Genomic DNA, 21,694 nt, shown 5'->3' with positions numbered 1-21,694 from the left:
GTGCAAAACTGAAAATTTTTCATATAACTTATTACTTAAAATGAGAAACAGTTCAAAATGATAATAAAAAAACTCCTGTTAAATAAAACAGAAGATTTATAAGAATGAAATAAAAACGATTTACTAGCTTGTAGAAGAATTAACAGGCACACGGATTCTTGCACCAGGCGCATATCCTCTATTACTTGTACTATTAGTTCAGCCATTAACTAACTCTTTATCTTTTTCACTAGATGGATTAGTTCTTTTGCCACCAGAAATTAAATTAGCAGCATTAGCTTTATTTTCTCTTTCTTTTTGTGCTTTATTTTCTTTCTCAGTAGGTGAAAGAACTTGTGAATTTGCTGATGAGTATGTTCCATCAAAAAGTTTTAAAGTGCTTTCAGATGCAGATTCTAAATGTCTTTTAATAATTTTGTCTTTTAATGATTCAGAATTGCTTGAAGTGTTTGATGGAGAATTTGCTGAATCGCTCATTGAAGATTCTAAAACTTTTGGATTTTCAGTTTTATCACTATTTGATGTTGAATCGACATCTGCTCCTGAGGTTTCTACTTCTGTCTTAGGTTTTTCGGCTAGCTCTTTAGAATCTTCTTTTTTAACAGGCTCTTTAATTTCCTTTTCAGCTTTTTTTGTTTTGCCGTCGCATGAAGCGGCTATCATTGGGAAAGAACTAGCAAAAAGCAAGCCTCCCCCCCTATTAAAATTAATTTTCTTTTCATTTTGTTAGTCCTTTATAAATTGAATATTAAATTTTAAGCAATTTATGTTGCTTAAATCAATAAGCATTTTATATAAACATAATTATTAAAAAAGAAATAAAAATGAAAAAAAGCAAGCACTATTGAAAAATTTTTCACATTGAATCCTTAACTATTTTTTAGAGTTAGTTAATAAAAACAAATTAAGTTTTTAGAATGCTATTAAAAACATAGTTTTTAGGTCATATTTTGTGGCTTTTATGACTTAATTAATATAATTAAAATAATATAAGTTTTAACTTTTTAATTTCTGCATTTTTATATTTAAAAGGGGAGCATATGAGCAATAAAATAACTAAGGAAAAATTAGGCTCTAAAATCTGGGCTGCTGCAAACCAATTAAGGGATAAATTAGAAGCTTATGAATACAAAGACTACGTTTTGGGGCTAATACTTTATAAGTTTTTATGTGAAAAGCAAACTGATTATTTAATTAAAAATTGAATATCTAAGGATCAACTTAAATATCTTGATAGTAAATATTTAGACAATATGTCTAATTTTAGTGCTTTTTATACTGATGATAATATTGAAGGTGACTATGAAATTTTTAAGGATGCAAAAAAAGAGTGCATTGACGAAAATGGCTATTTTATAGATTATTCTGATTTATTCATCACATGATTGGAAGACAAAAGCAACTTCAATATTCAAAGATTTCAGCAAGCTTTTAATAATTTTAACAATAGTGTTAATGAAGCACATAAGTCATTATTCAAAGACTTATTTGTAAAATTTGAAAGAGACTTAAGCAAGCTAGGGCCTGATACTAATGAACAAACTAGAGTAATTTTTAGCCTGATAGATATTATTAATGATATTCCTTCAACTAACCAAGATTATGATGTTTTAGGCTATATTTATGAATATCTTATTGCCCGTTTTGCTTCATCAGCTGGCAAAAAAGCAGGTGAGTTTTACACTCCACATGAAGTGTCAGAATTAATGTCCAAAATAGTTGCATATCATTTAAAAGACAGAGAGTTTATCAAAGTTTATGACCCTACTAGTGGCTCAGGTTCATTGCTTTTAACTATTGGCCAAGAGTTTAAAAAATATAACAATGGCAATAGTCCAGTAAGTTATTATGCACAGGAGTTAAAAGCTGAAGTTTTTAACTTAACTAGAATGAATCTAATTATGAAAAACATTAGTCCGACTGAAATTCATGCTCGTAATGGAGATACATTGGAGCAAGATTGGCCAATGTTTGAAAATAATGACTATAGCTCATATCAGCATTTATCAGTGGATGCTGTTGTTTCGAATCCGCCTTATTCTCAGAACTGAAATGCAGAAAAACATACCTTAGACCCTAGATACATTGAATATGGAATAGCGCCTAAAACAAAAGCAGATTATGCCTTTTTACTTCATGATCTTTATCACGTGCAACCTGATGGCATTATGGCCATAGTCTTGCCGCATGGAGTTTTATTTAGAGGAAATTCTGAAGGACAAATCCGTAAAACTTTGATTCAAAAACAGCAAATAGATACAATTATTGGCCTTCCTGCCAATATGTTTTATGGCACCGGAATTCCAACAATAATTATGATTCTTAAAAAGCACAGAAGTGAAAAAGATATTTTATTTGTTGATGCATCAAATCTTTATGTAAAAGAAGGCAAAAACAATAAATTTTCTAAATCACACATTAAAAAAATTGCTGATGTAGTAAATAACAGAGCTGAAATAGAAAACTTTTCACGTCGTGTTTTACTTGATGAAATTGTTGCAAATGATTACAACCTTAATATTTCTAGATATATTGACAACTTTAAAAAGCAAGAACAACATGATCTTTATTCACTAATGCATGGCGGTATAAGTGAAGAAGAATTAGCAAAGCTTGATAAATTCTTTGCCTTATTTACAGGCTTAAAAGACAAATTGTTCAAAGTAAACGCAAATAATTATTATGAATTAATGATCCATAAAGAAGAAATTAATTCAACTATCAAAAGTGAATGAAATGTATCTGAATACATTAATAGCTTTGATAAAAAGGGAACACAATTTTTAAAGTTTTTCAAAAATTTTGTAACTTCAGTTGAGCAAATTGAGCAGATTAATCTTGTTGAATTAGAAGCAGCCCTAACTGACTATATTTTTGAAAATATGGACAGCATTCCATTAGTTGATGCTTATGATATTTATCAAATTTTTGTCAATAATTTTGACTTAATTAAAGATGATATTGAGCTAATAAGCAAATATTATCAAGAGAATGAAGATAAAAGTAATGTTTTATCTGAAATTTTAAATGGCGAGATTGAAAAAATAGAAGGCAAAGGTAAGAAAAGTACTGCCAAAGGATATAAATCAAATATTTTTGATCTTGGCCTAATCCAAGAAAAGTTTTATAGTGACAAATACTGACTATTGCGTGATAAAACTGACGAATCTGACAGTCTTAAGAATGAATTAGATGAGTTAGAAAAGTCCATTTCTGAAGAAGATAAAACTGATGAAATTTATGATTTTGAAACTAATAAGTTTAAACATGACAGTATCGAAAAAGCCTATAAATCAATGTTAAAAGACATAGATTCATTAGATCAAGAAAGCATAGAATTTAAGCTAACTAGTATTTGTTTACTTAGAAGCAAAATATCTAAAGTTGATAAGGATAAGAAAGAATTATCAAACTTTTTAGTTGAAGAGTCATACAACAAATATGTAAGTCTTTCTAGTGATGAATTTTATGAACTTTTAATTGAAAAATGAACTACTCCTATTATTGAGCAAATTAATCAAATAGGAATAAATCTTGTTGAAGACTTTATTTCAAAAATTGAATCTTTAGCAGAAAAGTACAGTGATACATTGGAAGATATAAATGATCAAATAGTAGCGAATGAACGTGAGTTAGTTGAATTATTAAAAGATCTTAAAGGCGAAGAAAGCGATATGAAGGCCATTGATGAACTTATTAAGATTTTAGGTGGTAAGTAAATTATGAGTGAAAAATTATTGGTTCCTAAGATCAGATTCAAAGAATTTACTAACGCTTGAGAACAGTGAAAAGTTGGCGATTTATTAACAGAACGATTGGAATTTAGCAAGCAAACTATAGATTTTCCCCTGATGGCATTCATAGCTAATGAGGGTATTACTCCAAAGGGCAAAAGATACGATAGGAGTAGCTTAGTAAAAGATGCCGAAAATAAAATTTATAAAGTAACAAAATATGGGGATTTTATTTATTCATCAAATAATTTAGATAGAGGATCCATAGGTTCAAATAAGTATGGTAATGCATGTATTTCCCCTGTTTATAGTGTTTTTAGAACAACAAACTTGTCGAATTCACAGTTCATTGAAAAGGCTTTGTGTAGAAATGAACTGATAGATAAAATTCTTAGATATAGACAAGGCGTTGTATATGGTCAACTAAAAATTCATGAATCAGCTTTTTTAAATATAAATTTAAGTTCTCCAACGCTTCCAGAACAAAATAAAATAGGTCGGCTTTTAGCCAACCTTGACTCCCTAATCACCCTTCATCAGCGTAAGCTTTCTATCTTGAAAAATCTTAAAAATAGACTGCTTGACAGGATGTTTTGTGACGAAAAATCTCAATTTCCAAGCATAAGATTCAAAGAATTTACTAACGCTTGAGAACAGGAAAAGTTGGGGAATTTAGTTGATATTTTCTCCGGAAAACTTGATACAAAAGATGCCAAACCAAATGGTACTTATAATTTCTACACTTGTGGTTATGAAATTTATAAAATAGATTCTTATGCGTTTGAAGGCGAAGGAATTACTATATCAGGTAGCGGTTCTACAGTTGGTAATTTGCACTTAGCAGATGGCAAATATAATGCTAATCAGCGCACATATGTTATTCAAAATATAAAAATTCCCAGATATTACATTTATAGTTATATGACTAATAATTTCATAAGTTATTGTGAAAGATCATCAAAGTCTAGTGGTATACCAAATATAGATACAAATACAATTTTTAATTTTGTTTTACCTATAACAAATGTAGAAGAGCAATCCAAAATATCATCCCTATTTTCTCACCTTGATTCCCTAATCGCCCTTCATCAGCGTAAGCTTAACAGTCTAAAAAATATCAAAAATACGTTGTTAGAGAAAATGTTTGTATAGAAGAAATTATGAAATTTAATATAGATAACTAATACAGATGCTAGGAAAATGCTTGTGTATTGATATGCAAGAAAAAAAGATCAATGTGTATTTTAATCTTTAACAAAAGACATCAGTAAACTGCTGGTGTTTTTTGTTCTAGTGAAAATATTAGATTTTTGCTTAAAGAAGCATTAACATTAATTTCTTTAGAATTTATATTTCAGTATAAAAATGGCTCTAAGCCTAACTACAATAGAAATTTATTTTACGTTTGTCAGCAAAACATCTAATAACAAGAACATAAGAAAAAGACGGGAAAAACAGCTCTTTTTTCCCGAAAAAGTTCACTTTATAAAATGATTTAAAATTCACTTGTTTATTAGAATAGGAAAGGATAAAAAGCATGTAATTTTCAACTTATGATTTTGATACTAAATGCAATAGTATGTTGAAAAGGCAAAGGACAAACTAAACTGTCATCTAAGATATATATAAAATGGTTAAATACTTTATTCATTCTTAAAAAATAGCTCAAAAATTCAAGTCAAAATTGCTTGTTGTAAATTTATACTAATTAGGTTGTTTTATAGTATTAAACAGTAAAAAATGAAATAATATCTATTTAGCAAAATATAATCAAATGATTTAAAAATGCTTAAAAATTAAAATCATTACATCAACAACACAAATTAATGTTGAAAGCTTGCTAAATTTTGCTTAGTTTATAATGCAAAAAAAATGCTATTTTTGGTAAAATTAATATTATATTTATAATATTATGCCTTTTAATATAAAGGAGAGATTTACGTATGGCTAAAATAAATGATGATGAAAAAGAAAAATTAATCAACGGTAGTGACAAATTAAATGAAGAATCTTATGATGATGAAAATGATTCTTCTGATGAACTTTTTATAGCCTTTAAAAAGCCAAAAGATAATAAAAATGATGACGAAGATGAAGAAGATATTCCACAAAATAAGCCAGAATACAAAGTTGAGCCAAAATTAGTTGAAACTGAGCAAGATGGAATAATTCCAATGCAGATCTCAAAAGAGATGAAAGTCTCATTTTTAGATTATGCAATGAGCGTTATTGTTTCGCGTGCCTTGCCTGATGCTAGAGATGGACTAAAACCTGTTCATAGAAGAATACTTTATGATATGAGTGAATTAGGCATCACCAGTGGTACACAGCACCGTAAAAGTGCCAGAATTGTTGGTGATGTTTTAGGTAAATATCACCCCCATGGTGACTCATCTGTTTATGAAGCTATGGTTCGTATGGCTCAAGATTTTTCTATGAGATATCCTTTGATTGACGGCCACGGTAACTTTGGATCGATTGACGGCGATCAAGCTGCAGCTATGCGTTATACAGAAGCTAGAATGTCTAAAGTTGCTTCTTTAATGTTAGAAGGCATTAAGAAAGATACTGTCGACTTCGTCGATAACTATGATGCAACTGAAAAAGAGCCATCAGTTCTTCCTTCACGTTTTCCAAACTTATTAGTTTCAGGTGGTTCAGGAATAGCTGTTGGTATGGCTACAAGCATTCCTCCTCATAATTTAGCTGAAACAATTGATGCAACTATTGCTTTAGCTAAAAATCCAGAAATTAGCATAAGTGAAATTATGGAATTCCTTCCAGGGCCTGACTTTCCAACTGGTGCTATGATTATGGGCACAAAAGGAATTAAAGAAGCCTATGAAACAGGTAAAGGCTCTATTTCAGTAAGATCAATTGCCAAGATTGAACACTTACAAAATGGTAAAAGCAGAATTATTGTTTCAGAAATACCATATGAAATAAAGAAAACTTTAATCATTGAGAAAATAGCTCAATTAATGAAAGACAAAACCATTGAAGGTATAGCTGATTTACGTGATGAATCAAATAGAAATGGCATTAGAATAATTATTGATATTAAAAAGGGCGAAGTTCCAGAAATCATATTAAATAAGCTTTATAGGCAAACTCCGCTTCAGTCAAATTACAATGTTAATTTTGTTGCATTAGTTGATGGTGAGCCTAAATTATTAAATATTAAGTATGCCTTAGAAGTTTATTTAAAACACCAAGAAAATGTTGTTACTAGAAGGCTAAAATTTGATTTAAATAAAGCCCAAGATAGAATGCATATCTTAGAAGGCCTTAAGATAGCTGTTGAAAACATTGACGAAGTAATTAAAATAATCAAAGCTTCTAAAACAGATCAAGATGCACAAAATAATTTATCAGCAAGGTTTAATTTAAGCGAAAAGCAAACAAAAGCTATAGTTGATATGCGTTTAGGTAGACTAACCGGATTAGCTGTTGATAGCATGATCGAAGAAATGCGTAATTTAGCCACTGAAATTGAAAGAATTAGCAACATTTTAGCTAATAGAGATTTATTAATTGAGCTAATTATTGATGAATTAACTGAAATAAAAAACAAATATGCTGATGAGCGTAGAACAGTAATTGATAAAAATATTAGTGCATCAATTAATGATGAAGATTTAATAACTAAAAGAGATATTGTCATAACAACTAGCACTAAAGGCTATGTTAAGAGAATTGATTTAGAAGAGTACAAGACCCAAAGACGTGGCGGTGTTGGCATAACAACAATGAAAACATACAATGATGATGATATTTCATCAATTATCACCACCACAACACACACCGATTTACTTATTTTTACAAACCATGGACGTGTTTATAGAATCCGTGCTCATGAAATACCTGAATTAAATAGACAATCTAAAGGAACTTCTTTTATTAACATAGTTCCTAGACTTAAGGTCGACGAAGGCGAAAAAGTCATCTCAATGCTTGCTGTTGATGAATATAGTGATGATAAATACTTATTTACTGCAACAAAATTAGGAATAATTAAGAAAACTAGTCTTTCAGAGTTTCAAATTATTAATATAAATGGTAAGCGTGCATTCAACCTCAAAGAGGATGATGAGCTTATTCGTGCTTCAATTATTGATGACGATGAACTAATTTTATTAGCTAATAGCAAACAAAGAATTGTTAAGTTTCACTCCAACGAATTTAGAGCTTTAAGCAGAATTGCTACAGGTGTAAAAGGAATTACCTTAGCTGAGGATGAAACATGTATTTCTGCTTCATCTAGTTCTGAAGGCGAATTGATTTTAACAATTGGCAAAAATGGTTTTGGTAAAATAACCCACCACAGCCTTTTCAGATTAGTACACAGAGGCGGAAAAGGTGTTATTGGTATAAACAGCGAAAAAGCTGGAAACTTAGTCTTTGCTCGTTTTGTTAATCCACATGATGAGATTCTAATGATTACAACAAGCGGTCTTACAATTAGAATTCCTATCAAGGACATAAATGAAACTGGTAGAGCAACAAAAGGAGTCAAGTTAATTAACTTGAAGAAAAAAGAACAAATTCAGGCAGTTGAAATTGTTAAGTTAGAAAGCGATTCAACTTTAGACGAAACTATTGAGGATGAAAAATTCATTGATGATATAAAAAATCAAACTAAAGAAATTCTTTTAGATAAAGGCGACATCAATGAAGAGACTATAGAAATTGATATTGATTAATTTTAAGGGTATGCTTAATGATCGGTGATTTAAATAATAAAGTCCTAATGTCCATAACAGGAAACTCATTAATTTTAAAGTCAATTACAAAAGAACATATAAGTGAGCAAACATGTTCTTTGGTTTTTGAACACATTTGTTCAATACTTGATGATAATAGTGAGCAAAAGATTTTATTGTCTTTTCAAGGAGATCTTAAGCACTATAAAATAGTTAAATACATCAAAAATATACCTGTTAAAAATTTTAAGGTTTATTCATATGATTCTAATGTTGGCACAGATATTTCTACTGATGAAATAGCTTGCAACAAGCACAAAATTGATTACATAGTGAAATTTATAATTTCAAAATCTTCAAAATGTGTTTCTATTGTCGTATATGACTATAAAACAAGGTTTTATGTAAAAAAGGACATTTTGCAAAAAGTGTATGATAGTTTTTGTAGCAACAAAAAATTAGAGTCTATTGACAATGATCTGAATTATGAGGCTGAGTTATTAAATGTTGATCATTTAATATCTACACAAACGTCAAAAGAAGAAATTCTTAAAGCATTTTTTAACGTAAGACCGCGATATAAATCAAGAAGCTTAGTTTTAGTAAACAATGATTATTCACTATCGTTATGTTCGCAATTATTTAGTAATTACGACACCAGTTTTAAAGTTAAAAAAAGCAAGATGAACAGCAACAAAAGCAGAAAATTTTTTGATTTATTTAAAAACTTGCTGCCAAAATTAAAAAGCTATCAAAGCATAATTCATATTGATAATTACTCTAATTTAGCTGCTGATTTTTTAATTGATTATAAGCTTAAAAATATTTCTCTTGACCAAATAGTTTTGCTGTACTTAGACTTTTTAGTTGAAGAGTTAAAAAGATCTAACCAAGTTAATATTAAAAAATTATTTGTTGTTATTCCGCCAAATGCAAGTAGTCAAATAATAGATTTAATCAAGCAATACAAGATGAGATATTTTTACTACAATTCAGACACTGTTGAAGATTTATTAAATGACGAAAACTGCTTATTTACATATTCATTTGAAAAAATTAATGCCAATCCAAGATATTCAAAAATTCATAATAACTATTACTTTTTAATATGTTTAGTTTGAATGCTGAATATTTACAGAAACAGAAACAATTTACTATCGTTTAAGTATAATTCGCTCAAGGAAAACCTTGGTAGCATAAACGTTATTAAGAAATATAAAAAAATTGATTTTACTAATGTAAATAATTTAATTTCAATTATCGAAAACAAGTATTTAGAAAGCAAGATATTTAACAAAATTGTCATATTCAAATCTTGATGCGAGAATAATTATGTGCTTTTAAATCTTTATTCGGATAACAGCAAAAATTCAGTATCAATTTACTATGATTCTGAAAAAGAAAATCTAGTTTTCGAATACCATATTTTTAGTGAAGATTCAAAACAAAATGTTTCTTGAAAATTTCAGTATTTTAAAATGGCTCTATGAGTGGGCAAAATGATTAAATTATTAAAGCCATAAGCTAACAAAGACATTACTTTAAAAAGCAATTTGACATAAAATCCTATAAAACAGTGTTATTAGCAACCATTGATATCACTTTATATTTACTTGATTTTATCGCAAAAATTGCTTATATTTTTGCTAATTTATAATAAAATATATTTTGCATAATTAACAGCAGATAATTATTTATTCACTATATGATATTTTCTAATTGATTTGAAAGTAAGTTAGCTGTAAACCGAAATCATTAAAAAATCATCAAGAGTAAAGAAATTGTCTCCTTTTGATGTTTTTATGCAGAAAGAGGAAAGATGAGATATTTAGGACCAGTTTTCAAAAAAGCTCGTCGTTACGGGATTTCAATTTTAGAAAACGAAAAAGAATTTTCAAAAGGTAAAAAACGTACCTATGCACCTGGTCAACATGGTAACAAACGTGTTAAGCTATCTGACTATGGATTGCATTTATATGAAAAACAAAAAGTAAGATTTATTTATGGCATTAGCGAAAAACAATTACAAAAAATTTACGCTCGTGCTATCAAAATGAAAGGTGTTGCTGGTACAAACCTATTACAACTTTTAGAAAGTCGTTTTGATAATGTTGTTTATAGAGCGGGTTTTGCTACAACAAGAAGACAAGCTCGTCAATTAGTAGCACACGGACATTTCCAACTTAATGGCAAGAATGCTGACATTCCTTCTATGCACATATCTGTAGGCGATGTTATTACACTTAAAGCAAAGACACAAAACAATAATCAAGTTAAGGCTGCTTTAGAATCAAAACCTGCTGCTGCTTGATTAACAGTTAAAAACTTTGAAGCTAAAGTTGACAGACTTCCTGATAGAAGTGAACTAAATCCAAATGTTAAAGAAAACTTTGTTATCGAACACTATTCAAAATAGTTAAGATTAGGAGATTATATTATGAAAAAAGATATACATCCACAATACAACACTGTTGAAGCAACTTGCTCAACATGTTCAAAAAAATTCACATTTGGAACAACTAAAAAGTCAATTTCAATCGATGTTTGTTCAGGATGCCACGTTGTTTATACCGGCGATAGAGCAAAAACTAAAGCAACTGGTATGATTGACAAATTTAATCAAAGACTTGCTAAAAAGAGTGCAAAATATTAAATTCACAACAAAGAACCCCCGTGGTTCTTTTTTTGGCACTCTAATTATTTAATTAGGTACCCTTTTAGACACGCGTGACAAACAAGCCTATAAAACAGAACTTTACGCCAAGAAACTTTTTTAGCACTTTAGCTATTTATATGCTAAAAAAGATTATAATTTTACTATGCTTAAAAAAGATGATTTTGGTTTAACTGCCGACTTAAAAACAGTCTTAAAATATACTGTTGAGATGTTTATCGAAGATGGAGTTCCTGTTAGTTCGCAAGCATTACTAGAAAATTTTAAATTAAACTTTTCTAGTGCTAAAGTTAGATACTTAATGAATGATTTGGAAAAGTATGGATTTTTGGAAAAAACTCATACTTCAAGCGGAAGAGTTCCTTCAGCTAAAGGCTATGAATACTATGCAATGTATTTAGTAAATTTTGACACAAATGCCTTTAAAGAAAGGATAAAAGACATCTTTGCACGAAGAAGAGTGTCAATTGAAAACACTGTTGAAGAAGCAGCTAAAATAATAACTGAATCTATCGGGGTAACTTTAGTTACTACTGAAAATAATGAAGATGCGACGCTCAAAAACTTGCAATTAGTTCCTTTGTCCGACAGAGAAGGAATAGTATTAATAACTGATTCATATAACAAAACAACTACTAATAACATAAACATTAATAAAGATATGTACTCAATGAATGACTTAGCCATTGCAACTAAAGTATTCAATCAAAGGTTAGTGAATTCATCATTAATTAATCTAGCTTCATCTGCTAAAGCACTTTGACCTATACTATCTGAATCTATCAAAAATTATGAGACATTACTAGAAGAGTACATAAATCAAGTTTTCCACTTTGCATTCGTTAATAAAAATAACATTTATGGCAGAAACAACATTATTTTAGCTGATGAAATTTCACGGCAAGATTTACTAAAAATATTGCACAAGATTGAAAATGAATCTATTTGAGAAATAATTGATTCTGAAATATCAGATCAAAATAGAAATATAAAAATAGCTATATGTAGTGATCATAGTACATTTATAGCCAAGAAGTTACAAAACAATAAAATTAAAGAAATTTCATTAGTTGGTACGAACAGAATGAACTATGCCAAAGGCATTTCTGCTTTAGAAATATTAGAAGAGTTGATAAATGAATATGATGAATAAAGGAGAAGATGTGAATAAAGTTAGTGAAATTAAAAAAACCTTTGACAAAGGCGACATTTTAGTATTAGATATTGATGCATATTCTCCAAAAAAAGAGCTTATAGAGCCTTTTTGTGCAAAGGATCATAAATTAGTTTTAGGCAAAAATAATTTTATACCTAACTTTGATGACAAGTTTTTAGGTAAAGACATTGAACAAAGCTACAAATTTCAATTAAAAATTCCTAAAAACCACCCTAATGAAGAATATAGAAATCAAAAACTTTGATTTGAAGTTACTTTAAAAAATTATGAAGAGCTAACTAATCAAAAAGCATTAGATGCTATTGAGAAAGAAAGCAAAAACCAAGAAGAAACAACTGCTGATCCATTAGCAAAAGCACAAGAAAGAATTCTTTCTCTTTTTGTTGAAAATGAAAAGCTTATTAAGCAAAATGAATTATTAAAAATCTTATTAGAAAAGGAAAAAGAAGGCCCAAAAGCTGTTGTTATCCCTAATGAATTAAAAAAAGAGGTTGAGCAATATGCATTGCAAAAGTTTTTTGAAGAATTTGTGAATTATTATAGCTTATACAAAGTAACTAGTTTAAGTTCAGAAATGCAGGCTGAATTGCTTGATGATCCAAAATTAAAAGCTTTTGCTAAAGGTTATAGAATGATAACTTGACAATTTGATGAATTATTTAAAAAATATAATTTTGTTGAACTTAAACCAATTGAAGGTGAGATTTTTGACCCTAAATACCAAAAAGTTAATGAGCAAGTTATTGATGATGAATTTCCTTCAAACACTATAATTAACGTTCATTCGTCAGCTTACAAGTTGCATGATAGAATTTTACATGTTGCCTTAGTAGACACAAGTGTTAGATCTGATGATCCGCAGGCAAAAGTTTTAATTGAAAAATTGGGAGATGATGCATATCACAAGACTCCTGGTAAATTACACACCTTAAAAGAAAAAGTAGCAGAGACAATTGCTAAAAATAATAATTAGTAAAATGAGGGCGTCTTGTGCTCTCATTTTTATTTGATTAGTTATCATTGAAGGATAAGTGTTATGTCTAAAAACAGGTTATTAACTAATATGACTGTTTTATAGTATTATTGGTTAATGAGCCTAAAATTATGATAATAATTTGCCTTGAATTTAATATAATTATATTATGTTCAAAAAATCTGTAAACGACGCATGAACATCAGTTAAACGTGGCAATATGCTACTATTAGCAATTGGTGTTTTAATTGGTGCTTCATTTAATGCAGTTATTAGCTCATTAGCAAATGATGTGATAATGGCTGCAATAGCTTCATTATTCAATGTACAAGCAGTTTCTGAATTAAAAGCCGGCCCTGTTTTAATTGGAAAATTCTTAGCAGCATTAATTTCATTTATCATTGTTGCTCTTATTATTTTCCTTTTCTTAATTCTATATTTCTTGATTAAGAATGCTGTTGAAGCAAGAAAAGCTAAAAAGAATCCACCTGTTGTAGTTGTTGCTGCTCCAACAACAGATGAATTGATACTTCAAGAACTTAAGAAACTTAATGAAAACATTGATGAACTAAGAAGAAGTCAACTAAAGTAGGAAAAAAGTTTAGAAAAAGTTGGGATTTTTCCCAATTTTTTTCTTTTTTGCTTTCTATCTAAATATTTCCAAATTAAATAAATGAAAGGAGGAAAATGGAACAAAATAAATTTGTTAAACTTGATGAAAATCAAGAAAAGCACATACGTGGCGGCTTTTCTATAACTGCTGCATTAGCTGGAGTTTCGGCAATTGTGACAATAGCTACTAAAATTGTGTCATTAGTAAAACTTTCTAAAGCCAAAAAAGGAGAAGTAACTAGCACAGGAAGTTCAAAATGAGACACAAACGAAACAAAAGTCAGTGCTTCTAGTTCTAAAAATGTACAACCCGTATATCATCCTGTTTATGTAAGTTACTAGGATTACAATGTTTATCAATAACTTAGAAATCATAAAAGCTCAAAAAACACAAAAAATGCTCTCATAACTAGATTTTTGTATTAAAATAAAAGAGTTACTTTTGTAACCATTCTGAACAGGTTTAAATATTATTTTCTTAAATAATTACCTTAAAGATGAGCCACAAACAGGAGGTTATGCTAAATGATAGCAATAATCGAAACAGGTGGTAAACAAATTCTAGTTAAAGAAGGCGAAACAATTTTTATTGAAAAAATTGAAGGAGCAGAAGGATCAAAAGTTACTTTTGATAAAGTATTGCTTCTTGATAATAAAATTGGTAAACCTTATGTAGAAAGTGCAAAAGTTGTTGGAGAAATCCAAAAACAAGGTAAAGCTAAAAAAATAGTTGTATATCGTCACAATGCAAAGTCAACACACAAACGTAAATTAGGACATCGTCAACCTTATACACGTGTTAAAATAACAGGAATTGTAGGTTAGTTAGCTATGGCACACACGAAAGCCGGTGGTTCTACTAGAAACGGCCGTGATAGTCGCGGTCAAAGATTAGGTATTAAATTAGGCGATGGACAATTCTGTACAGCTGGTTCAATTATTTTCCGTCAAAGAGGAACAAAAATTTTCCCAGGTGTAAATGCAGGACGTGGTAATGACGACACTATTTATGCACTTATTACAGGCTACGTAAAATTTGAGCGTAGAAGAAACAGAGTTTATGCTTCAGTTTACCCAACAAGAGTTCAAAACAGCACAAGTGCTGAATAATTAATTAAATTGAGCACAAAAAAGCAGGTATTTTGCCTGCTTTTTTTGTTTTTATATAGATTCAAGCATTTTAACTTCATCTTCAGTAAGTTTTCTAACTTGACCTAATTTTAAATTATTATCAAGTTGTAATTTGCCAAATTGCACACGTTTTAGGTATAAAACGGAAAAGCCAAGAGAGCCAAACATTCTTTTAATTTGGTGAAATTTTCCTTCATAAATTGTTAAAAAACAGCTTTTATCATCAATAAGCTCTAGAATGTATTTTGAAACAACAAAGTCATCATTAATTTTTATTGGCTCTTGATTAAGCAAAATTTTGCTATCAATTTTTTTATCAACTTTCACATAATATTTTTTAGGTACATGATTTTTAGGACTTAGCACCCTATGACACATTTGTCCATCATTGCTTAATATTAAAAGCCCTTCTGTATCTTTGTCTAATCTGCCAAAAGAGAAAAATTTTCCTGCAGGCAAGCCTACAATATCAAAAATAGTCGCTTCTTCAGAATCACTATTAGCACAAATAAAATTTGCTGGCTTATTGAACATGAAGTACTGAAATTTTTCAAATTTTATGACACTGTTATCAAGCTCAACAACATCTTTTTCAGAATCAATTTTTATTAATTTAGTTAATATAACTCCATTAACCTTGATTGCTTTTTTCTTTAACTTATTTTTTACTTCATTTCTACTTAAGTTTGTTAAATCTGCAATATATTTTTCAATTCTAATTTGTGTCATATTGTTTAATTATCTAATAATTTTGTTTATTTTAGTTAAATAAAACAAAAATACTTAGACTATATTTCAATTAATTAGATTATTTACGAAGTATTTAAATTTATAAATTTATAATTTAATAACAAACTTTTTAAACTAAAAGAAAGTATAAAGGAATAAGATGTCAAAATATGATGAGTTAAAAGCTAAATTAATAGATTATATGTCTATTGAAGCTATGTCTAGATATGAAGAGCCGGTTGTTGAAAAGTTAAAAGCAAACATAAAAAGCCAAAATTTTGACTTTTCACGTGATGGATTTGGCTCATTAATAATTACTAAAAAATCAAAAGTTGCTAATGCACCTAAAGTTATGATAGCTGCACATATGGATGAAGTTGGCTTTTTAGTTAGAAACATTGAAGATAATGGTAATTTATTAGTTTCATCTGTTGGCGGAATTTGACCAACAGCAGTTATTGGCACAAAAGCTAAAGTTGTTACAAACAGGGATAATAAAGAAGCAGTTGGTGTTTTTGGACACACATCAATCCACATTTTAGAAGCTGATAAAAAAACTAAGGCGCCAGTAGAAAAAGAATTATATGTTGATTGTGGTTTTTTCAGTAAACAAGAAGCAATTGACTTTGGCATTGAAGTTGGCGACAGAATTTATATGTCTGGTGAAACAATTGAATTAAAAAATGACCTTTTAGGTGGTAAAGCAATGGACAACAGAGCAGGAGTTACTGTTTTAGATATGCTTGCTAACAGAATTAAGGATATTGATTTAGCTAATGACTTGTATCTTGTTGGCTCTGTTCAAGAAGAAGTAGGCTGCAGAGGGGCTAAAACTAGTGTTTCACTTATTAATCCAGATGTAGCATTTGCAATTGACACAGGTGCTTCACATGATACAACAGGATGCATCAAAGGCGTGCCATCATTAGGTAAAGGTGTAGCATTATTAATTCAAGATGCAGCTGTTATTACAGATCCAAAATTAGTTAATATGCTAACTGAAATTGCTAAAGAGAAAAATATTCCAGTTTATAAATACATAGCTGAAGGCGGCGGAACTGATGGTGCTGTTTTACAATATGGAATTGGTGGGGTTCCTACTATAACTTTAAGCATTCCACAAAGATATTTACATTCGCCTATTGGAGTATGTTCTTTAGTTGATATTCAAGCAACTCTAGATTTAATTACAGAATTTGTAAAAGCTTTTGATAGCAAAAAAAGTTTAGAGTTAAAAGCAAACTAATATTCCTGTTTTATAGGATTATCAGGCAAATTAAAAGCGAGAGTTTCTCGCTTTTTTAATTACTTCTAGGGAAGAATTGTAATGGGAATAATTTTATTTTTGCTCTTATCAGTATTCAAGTGCAGAAATACGCCATTAAACTGACTTGGATTATTTGAAGTAGTAAAAAGAACTTTTTCTTCAAAACGCATATGGCGGTAAACTTCTTCAAAATTTGCACCAATAGCAGAATTATAAGGCCCAGTCATACCTGCATCTGTAATAAAACAAGTACCATTAGGCAATATATGTGCATCATTTGTTTGTACATGAGTATGTGTACCACACACAGCATCTACTAAGCCGTCTAAATATAAACCTAAGATATATTTTTCGCTTGTTGTCTCTGCATGAAAGTCGATGAAGTGAAAGTCCGCCTTTTGCTGATATTGTCTAATTGAATCGATAGTATCGAAGAAGCTATTGGCCACTTCTTGCGTTCAAGGCTTAAGAAGTTTATTAAAGGTTATACCCATTAAGGAAGTAACACGCAAAGTTATGCCATTTTTTAGTGTATATAATTGCGTTCCTTTTCCAGGATAACCTGCATCAATATTTGCTGGCCTAACTAAGTCTTGATTATTAATGATGTTCAGTATGTCACTTTTAGCTCACACATGATTGCCTAAAGTTATGATATCTACACCGGCTTTTTTAAGTCTTAAGTAATCTTTTTGCTCTAGCCCTTTTCTGCCCGAAACATTTTCGCCTTGGGCTATAACAACATCTGCATCATAATCTGACTTTAACTTTGATAAATGTTTTTCAACCATTTCAATGCCAGGTGTGCCAAAAATATCACCAATAAATAAGATCTTAAGCTCTTTATTTTCCATTAAACACTTCTCCAATAGCAAGATTTTTACTAAATATGCTTACATTATTTTAACACTTAGTATGATTATGCTTTTGTTTATTGTTTATTTATAGCACTAATTTTTCTATTTCTTGTTTAAATTCTAAGTTGTTTTCTAAAAACTCCTTAAGTGCTCTTTTGCCTTGAGTTATGTTCTTGCCTTGATATGCATACCAAGCACCCTTTTTGTCAAATATACCTTTTTCACAGGCTAATTCGATTAATTCGCCTGTAGAATCAATACCTTTAGAAAATAAAATTTCGGTAGTAAAACTCTTATATGGAGCACTTAATTTATTTTTAACTACTTTAATTTTGATTTCATTACCTGTAATATCTTTTCCTTCAGTAATTGAAGTAGTTTTTCTAACTTCTAGCCTTACTGAAGCATAAAACTTAAGTGCTCTTCCCCCAGTTGTTGTTTCAGGGTTGCCAAACATCACACCAATTTTTTCTCTTATTTGGTTAACAAAAATAACCGTTGTTTTATTTTTATGCAAGTTGCCAGTAATTTTTCTTAAAGCTTTAGACATTAATCTAGCCTGTACGCCAACTTGCATATCTCTCATTTCACCTTCTAATTCAGCTATAGGCACAAGCGCTGCTACACTATCAACTACAATTAAATCAACAGCGCCTGACTTAGCTAAAATATCAACTATTTCCATGGCCTGCTCACCACTATCAGGCTGGCTTAAAATAAGTGTGTTTAAGTCAATGCCCAAGTTGCGTGCATAAAGCGGATCAATTGCATGCTCAGCATCAATAAAAGCTGCTATTCCACCTTGCTTTTGTACTTCAGCAATTGCATGAAGGCAAAGAGTAGTTTTTCCACTGCTCTCAGGCCCATAAATTTCGACTATTCTGCCTTTAGGATAGCCACCAATACCTAATGCATTATTTAATAAATAGCTACCAGATGAAAAGGTTTCTACTTGTTCATCAATTGTATCTTGATTAAACATCATAATAGCTTCTTGCCCAAATTTTCGAGTAATTTCATTTAATGTACTTTTAATTAAATCCATTTGCTTATTGTTTTCATTATTTTCGTTTTTCATTTATTAATTTATTAATTCCTTTCATAATAACAATTTGCAAAAATGACTTACTAAAGCAAAATAGGAAAAAAATGGGAAAAAGAGTACTTTTTTCCCGTTTTTGTTCACTTTTATACAGAAACTATCAAAAATTAAATATAAAAGTATGTACAAAAACAGAGGAATGTTATTAGAAACTATTATTAATCAAACAATTGATTACTATACTTATAATCATATAGCTTTTATTGAGAAAAAAGGCTTGCCAATTAAATTTAGCAACATAACTAATTCTGAAAATAAATTACTGCTCTCGAATGCTTTTGTTTATAAAAAATCAACTGTTGACTACATAGGCTGCTATAAAGGCAGGTTTTTGGCGTTTGAAGCCAAAAGCACAAATGAATCATTTTTAGCAAAAAGTAATATAAAAGAGCATCAGACAAAGTATCTTAAAGAAATACATAAAAATGGCGGGCTTGCCTTTTTGATAGTGTTTTTCGGCTTATATGATGAGTTTTATTTGCTCTCTTATGAAAGCTTTATGACAATTGAAAGCAAAAACCAATATAGGTATGAATGAATAAAAAAAATAGGCAAAAGAATTCCACTTACTTATCCGGGAATAATAGACTTTTTGCCCTATATTTATTCTTAATATTAATTTAAATAGCTATTAAAATTAGAAGTTAACTAGCTCTCTTAGATATTTAGAAGGAGTAAATTTAATAACACGTTTTTCAGGCACTGATAACTCACTCATTGTAAAAGGATTTATAGTATCGCGACCCCTTCTAATTTTTGTTTCAAAAATACCTAAAGATGAAAGTTGCACTTTGCTTTCGGCAATTAATTCTTCTTTAAGCACGAACACAAAAGCGTCGAAAAATTGATCTGCCTTTTTTACTGAAACTTCCATTTTATTAGCAATTGCCTTGATAAATTCTTTTTTAGTCATTTGATTTTCCCTTCTGAATAATCACAGCAAGATATTTATTTATCCTATTTATATATTACTAAATTTATAGCCAAATTTTATATTTTCATACCTATTGCCCTATAAATAAAGGATAAAATAAAATTCCACTGGTTTATTTGTATTATAAACACATTAATATATCAAAGTATTTTTGAAACAAAAGCATTATTTTTAATTTTTCTTACAATTTATATATTTATATTATTAATGGTTAAGTATTTTATTTTATATTTATTTATATGTTTCTGCACAATTAATTTTTAAGGTGTAAAATAAATAATAATTAGTTTTTAGAAAACTTACAACTCCTTTTGGTGTTTCCGATGCTAATGAGAGTTTAGAAGACTGTTAAAAATAGCTAATTTTAGTGAGCAAAACAAGCAATTTTAGTGCATTTTTGGCCTATTTTAGGCTTAAAAATTTAAATTCAAAAAATTATTAAATAAAAACTAACAAAAAATTACTTTTTGACTATAATTGTAAATGCAACATTTACTAAGAAGCAAAAGGTTGTTAGTTAAGCCGTTTTGTTGTCTATGGATAGCTAAGAAATTTTTGTGGAGTAAGGTTCATTTATGAACAAAGGAGGCAACATGAGTAAAGTTAATATCAAAGTGAAAAGTTTTGATCACTCATTAGCTGATTTTGGTGCTAAAAAAATAATCGAATTAGCAACCAAAAGCAATACTAAATTTAGTGGTCCAGTTCCACTTCCTACAAAAAGAGAAGTGGTTACTATCTTAAGATCAGTTCACATTAACAAAAAGTCACGTGAACAGTTTGAAAGTAGAACTTTCCAAAGATTGATTGTTTTCATTGACCCTAGTGAACAAACAATTGACAAACTTAAAAGACTTGAATTACCTTCAGGTGTTGAAATTCAAGTTTCACAAAAATAAATCCAACTTGTTTTAATGCAAGCTATGGTCATCAAAAATAGATTAGGAGATGAATATGAAAGGAATCTTAGGACGTAAGGTTGGAATGACTCAAATCTACACAGAACTTGGTCAAAGAATACCAGTTACTGTTGTTGAAGTTAAACCAAATGTTGTTTCAAAAGTTCTAACAGTAGAAAAAAATGGTTATGTTGCAACACAATTAGCTACTGTTGAGAAAAAAGCTAAGAGAGTAAACAGACCATTAGCTGGTCAATTTGTTCAAGCTAAAACAACACCTAAGCAATACATTAAAGAAATTCGTGGCATGGAAGGCTATGAATTAGGTCAAGAAGTTAGTGCAAGCATTTTTTCAGCTGGCGAACTAGTTGACATTACCGGTATTTCTAAAGGTAAAGGATTTGCCGGCACAATTAAAAGATGAAACCAACACATTGGACCTAAATCACACGGTGGTGGTGGTGGAAGTCAGCCTGTTAGACAAACTGGTTCTCTTGGTGATATATCAGGTAACCGTGTTGTTAAAGGCATGACAATGCCAGGTCACTTAGGTTCAGAAAAAACAACAGTGCAAAACTTGGAAATTGTTAAAGTTGATACAGTAAACAACATACTTTTAGTTAAAGGTTCAATTCCAGGTGCTAAGAAATCATTTGTGATTATTAAGCAAGCTGTTAAAGGACTTCCAACTAAGGAAGCAATTAAATTAGTTGACGTTAAAGAAGTTGTTAAGATGAATGAGCTTATTGAAAAAGCTAAGAAATTCAATATTGAAGTTACAGTTGGTATGACTTCAGCTGAATTAGAACCACTAATTCAAAAAGCTGAAGAAGAGCAAGCTGCACAAGCTGCTAAAGAAAAAGAAGCTGCTGAAGGAGATAAATAATGGCTGATTTAGAAAA

20 protein-coding genes and 1 pseudogene are annotated in these 21,694 nt (G+C 29.7%); 16 read left to right on the top strand and 5 right to left on the bottom strand.

All coding sequences use genetic code 4. The features are described 5' to 3' along the window. Positions 1 to 587: 587 nt before the first annotated feature. Positions 588 to 722: pseudogene (locus MAGB_RS04625) on the bottom strand (variable surface lipoprotein); the annotation flags it as partial. A 318-nt stretch (positions 723 to 1,040) separates the two neighbouring features. Between MAGB_RS04625 and MAGB_RS01040 the strand changes: the two are divergent. The 12 genes from MAGB_RS01040 to rpmA all read left to right on the top strand — a co-directional run bounded on the left by MAGB_RS01040 (position 1,041) and on the right by rpmA (position 14,983). Beyond that, positions 1,041 to 3,719 (top strand): type I restriction-modification system subunit M, encoded by a 2,679-nt coding sequence (locus MAGB_RS01040; protein ID WP_004023979.1) that lies wholly within the window; start codon positions 1,041 to 1,043, stop codon positions 3,717 to 3,719. A 3-nt stretch (positions 3,720 to 3,722) separates the two neighbouring features. After that, entirely contained in the window at positions 3,723 to 4,886 is a 1,164-nt protein-coding gene (locus MAGB_RS04305) for a restriction endonuclease subunit S (RefSeq protein ID WP_004023978.1), read from the top strand. Positions 4,887 to 5,677: 791 nt separating this feature from the next. Beyond that, positions 5,678 to 8,437 (top strand): DNA gyrase subunit A, encoded by a 2,760-nt coding sequence (gene gyrA / locus MAGB_RS01025; protein ID WP_004023977.1) that lies wholly within the window; start codon positions 5,678 to 5,680, stop codon positions 8,435 to 8,437. 47 nt (positions 8,438 to 8,484) lie between these two features. Then, positions 8,485 to 9,960, top strand: coding sequence for an MAG5620 family putative phospho-sugar mutase (locus MAGB_RS01020; RefSeq protein ID WP_235750721.1), 1,476 nt, complete (start codon positions 8,485 to 8,487; stop codon positions 9,958 to 9,960). Positions 9,961 to 10,256: 296 nt separating this feature from the next. Further along, positions 10,257 to 10,853: a 30S ribosomal protein S4 gene (gene rpsD / locus MAGB_RS01015; protein ID WP_004023975.1), complete on the top strand. Its 597-nt coding sequence runs from the start codon at positions 10,257 to 10,259 to the stop codon at positions 10,851 to 10,853. Positions 10,854 to 10,874: 21 nt separating this feature from the next. Then, the gene (gene rpmE / locus MAGB_RS01010) at positions 10,875 to 11,090 is read left to right on the top strand and encodes a 50S ribosomal protein L31 (RefSeq protein ID WP_004023974.1); all 216 of its coding nucleotides are present in this window, start codon (positions 10,875 to 10,877) and stop codon (positions 11,088 to 11,090) included. Positions 11,091 to 11,256: 166 nt separating this feature from the next. Beyond that, positions 11,257 to 12,264: a heat-inducible transcriptional repressor HrcA gene (gene hrcA / locus MAGB_RS01005; protein ID WP_004023973.1), complete on the top strand. Its 1,008-nt coding sequence runs from the start codon at positions 11,257 to 11,259 to the stop codon at positions 12,262 to 12,264. Continuing rightward, a complete protein-coding gene (grpE, locus tag MAGB_RS01000) occupies positions 12,254 to 13,261 on the top strand; it encodes a nucleotide exchange factor GrpE (protein ID WP_235750720.1) in 1,008 nt (335 codons plus the stop codon). Before hrcA ends, grpE begins: the two co-directional genes overlap by 11 nt. Before the next feature lie 169 nt (positions 13,262 to 13,430). Beyond that, complete coding sequence (locus tag MAGB_RS00995; RefSeq protein WP_004023971.1) at positions 13,431 to 13,853, top strand: MscL family protein; 423 nt, start codon at positions 13,431 to 13,433, stop codon at positions 13,851 to 13,853. A 95-nt stretch (positions 13,854 to 13,948) separates the two neighbouring features. Next, positions 13,949 to 14,215, top strand: a complete 267-nt coding sequence (locus MAGB_RS00990; RefSeq protein WP_004023970.1) for a hypothetical protein — start codon at positions 13,949 to 13,951, stop codon at positions 14,213 to 14,215. A 183-nt stretch (positions 14,216 to 14,398) separates the two neighbouring features. Next, positions 14,399 to 14,698, top strand: coding sequence for a 50S ribosomal protein L21 (rplU, locus tag MAGB_RS00985; RefSeq protein ID WP_004023969.1), 300 nt, complete (start codon positions 14,399 to 14,401; stop codon positions 14,696 to 14,698). A 6-nt stretch (positions 14,699 to 14,704) separates the two neighbouring features. Beyond that, positions 14,705 to 14,983, top strand: coding sequence for a 50S ribosomal protein L27 (gene rpmA / locus MAGB_RS00980; protein ID WP_004023968.1), 279 nt, complete (start codon positions 14,705 to 14,707; stop codon positions 14,981 to 14,983). 51 nt (positions 14,984 to 15,034) lie between these two features. Here rpmA and MAGB_RS00975 read toward each other — a convergent pair whose 3' ends face one another. Then, on the bottom strand, positions 15,035 to 15,733 hold the full coding sequence (locus MAGB_RS00975; protein ID WP_004023967.1) for a pseudouridine synthase: 699 nt from the start codon (positions 15,731 to 15,733) through the stop codon (positions 15,035 to 15,037). Between the two features lie 160 nt (positions 15,734 to 15,893). Between MAGB_RS00975 and MAGB_RS00970 the strand changes: the two genes are divergently transcribed. After that, positions 15,894 to 16,979, top strand: coding sequence for a M42 family metallopeptidase (locus tag MAGB_RS00970; protein ID WP_004023966.1), 1,086 nt, complete (start codon positions 15,894 to 15,896; stop codon positions 16,977 to 16,979). Between the two features lie 65 nt (positions 16,980 to 17,044). Here the strand turns inward: MAGB_RS00970 and MAGB_RS00965 are convergent, their stop codons facing one another. Continuing rightward, positions 17,045 to 17,854 (bottom strand): TIGR00282 family metallophosphoesterase, encoded by an 810-nt coding sequence (locus MAGB_RS00965; RefSeq protein WP_004023965.1) that lies wholly within the window; start codon positions 17,852 to 17,854, stop codon positions 17,045 to 17,047. Positions 17,855 to 17,942: 88 nt separating this feature from the next. After that, positions 17,943 to 18,935: a recombinase RecA gene (recA, locus tag MAGB_RS00960; protein WP_004023964.1), complete on the bottom strand. Its 993-nt coding sequence runs from the start codon at positions 18,933 to 18,935 to the stop codon at positions 17,943 to 17,945. 145 nt (positions 18,936 to 19,080) lie between these two features. Here recA and recU point away from each other — a divergent pair, with 145 nt between their 5' ends. Continuing rightward, a complete protein-coding gene (recU, locus tag MAGB_RS00955) occupies positions 19,081 to 19,572 on the top strand; it encodes a Holliday junction resolvase RecU (protein ID WP_004023963.1) in 492 nt (163 codons plus the stop codon). A 24-nt stretch (positions 19,573 to 19,596) separates the two neighbouring features. Here recU and MAGB_RS00950 read toward each other — a convergent pair whose 3' ends face one another. Further along, positions 19,597 to 19,872 (bottom strand): HU family DNA-binding protein, encoded by a 276-nt coding sequence (locus tag MAGB_RS00950; protein WP_004023962.1) that lies wholly within the window; start codon positions 19,870 to 19,872, stop codon positions 19,597 to 19,599. A gap of 614 nt (positions 19,873 to 20,486) precedes the next feature. Between MAGB_RS00950 and rpsJ the strand changes: the two genes are divergently transcribed. After that, positions 20,487 to 20,792: a 30S ribosomal protein S10 gene (gene rpsJ, locus MAGB_RS00945; RefSeq protein ID WP_036433119.1), complete on the top strand. Its 306-nt coding sequence runs from the start codon at positions 20,487 to 20,489 to the stop codon at positions 20,790 to 20,792. Positions 20,793 to 20,847: 55 nt separating this feature from the next. Further along, positions 20,848 to 21,678 (top strand): 50S ribosomal protein L3, encoded by an 831-nt coding sequence (gene rplC, locus MAGB_RS00940; RefSeq protein WP_004023960.1) that lies wholly within the window; start codon positions 20,848 to 20,850, stop codon positions 21,676 to 21,678. Positions 21,679 to 21,694 lie beyond the last annotated feature (16 nt).

It is taken from the genome of Mycoplasmopsis agalactiae 14628 (assembly GCF_000266865.1).
GTDB lineage: Bacteria > Bacillota_I > Bacilli_A > Mycoplasmatales > Metamycoplasmataceae > Mycoplasmopsis > Mycoplasmopsis agalactiae_A.
This window is presented reverse-complemented; position numbering and strand designations above follow the sequence as displayed.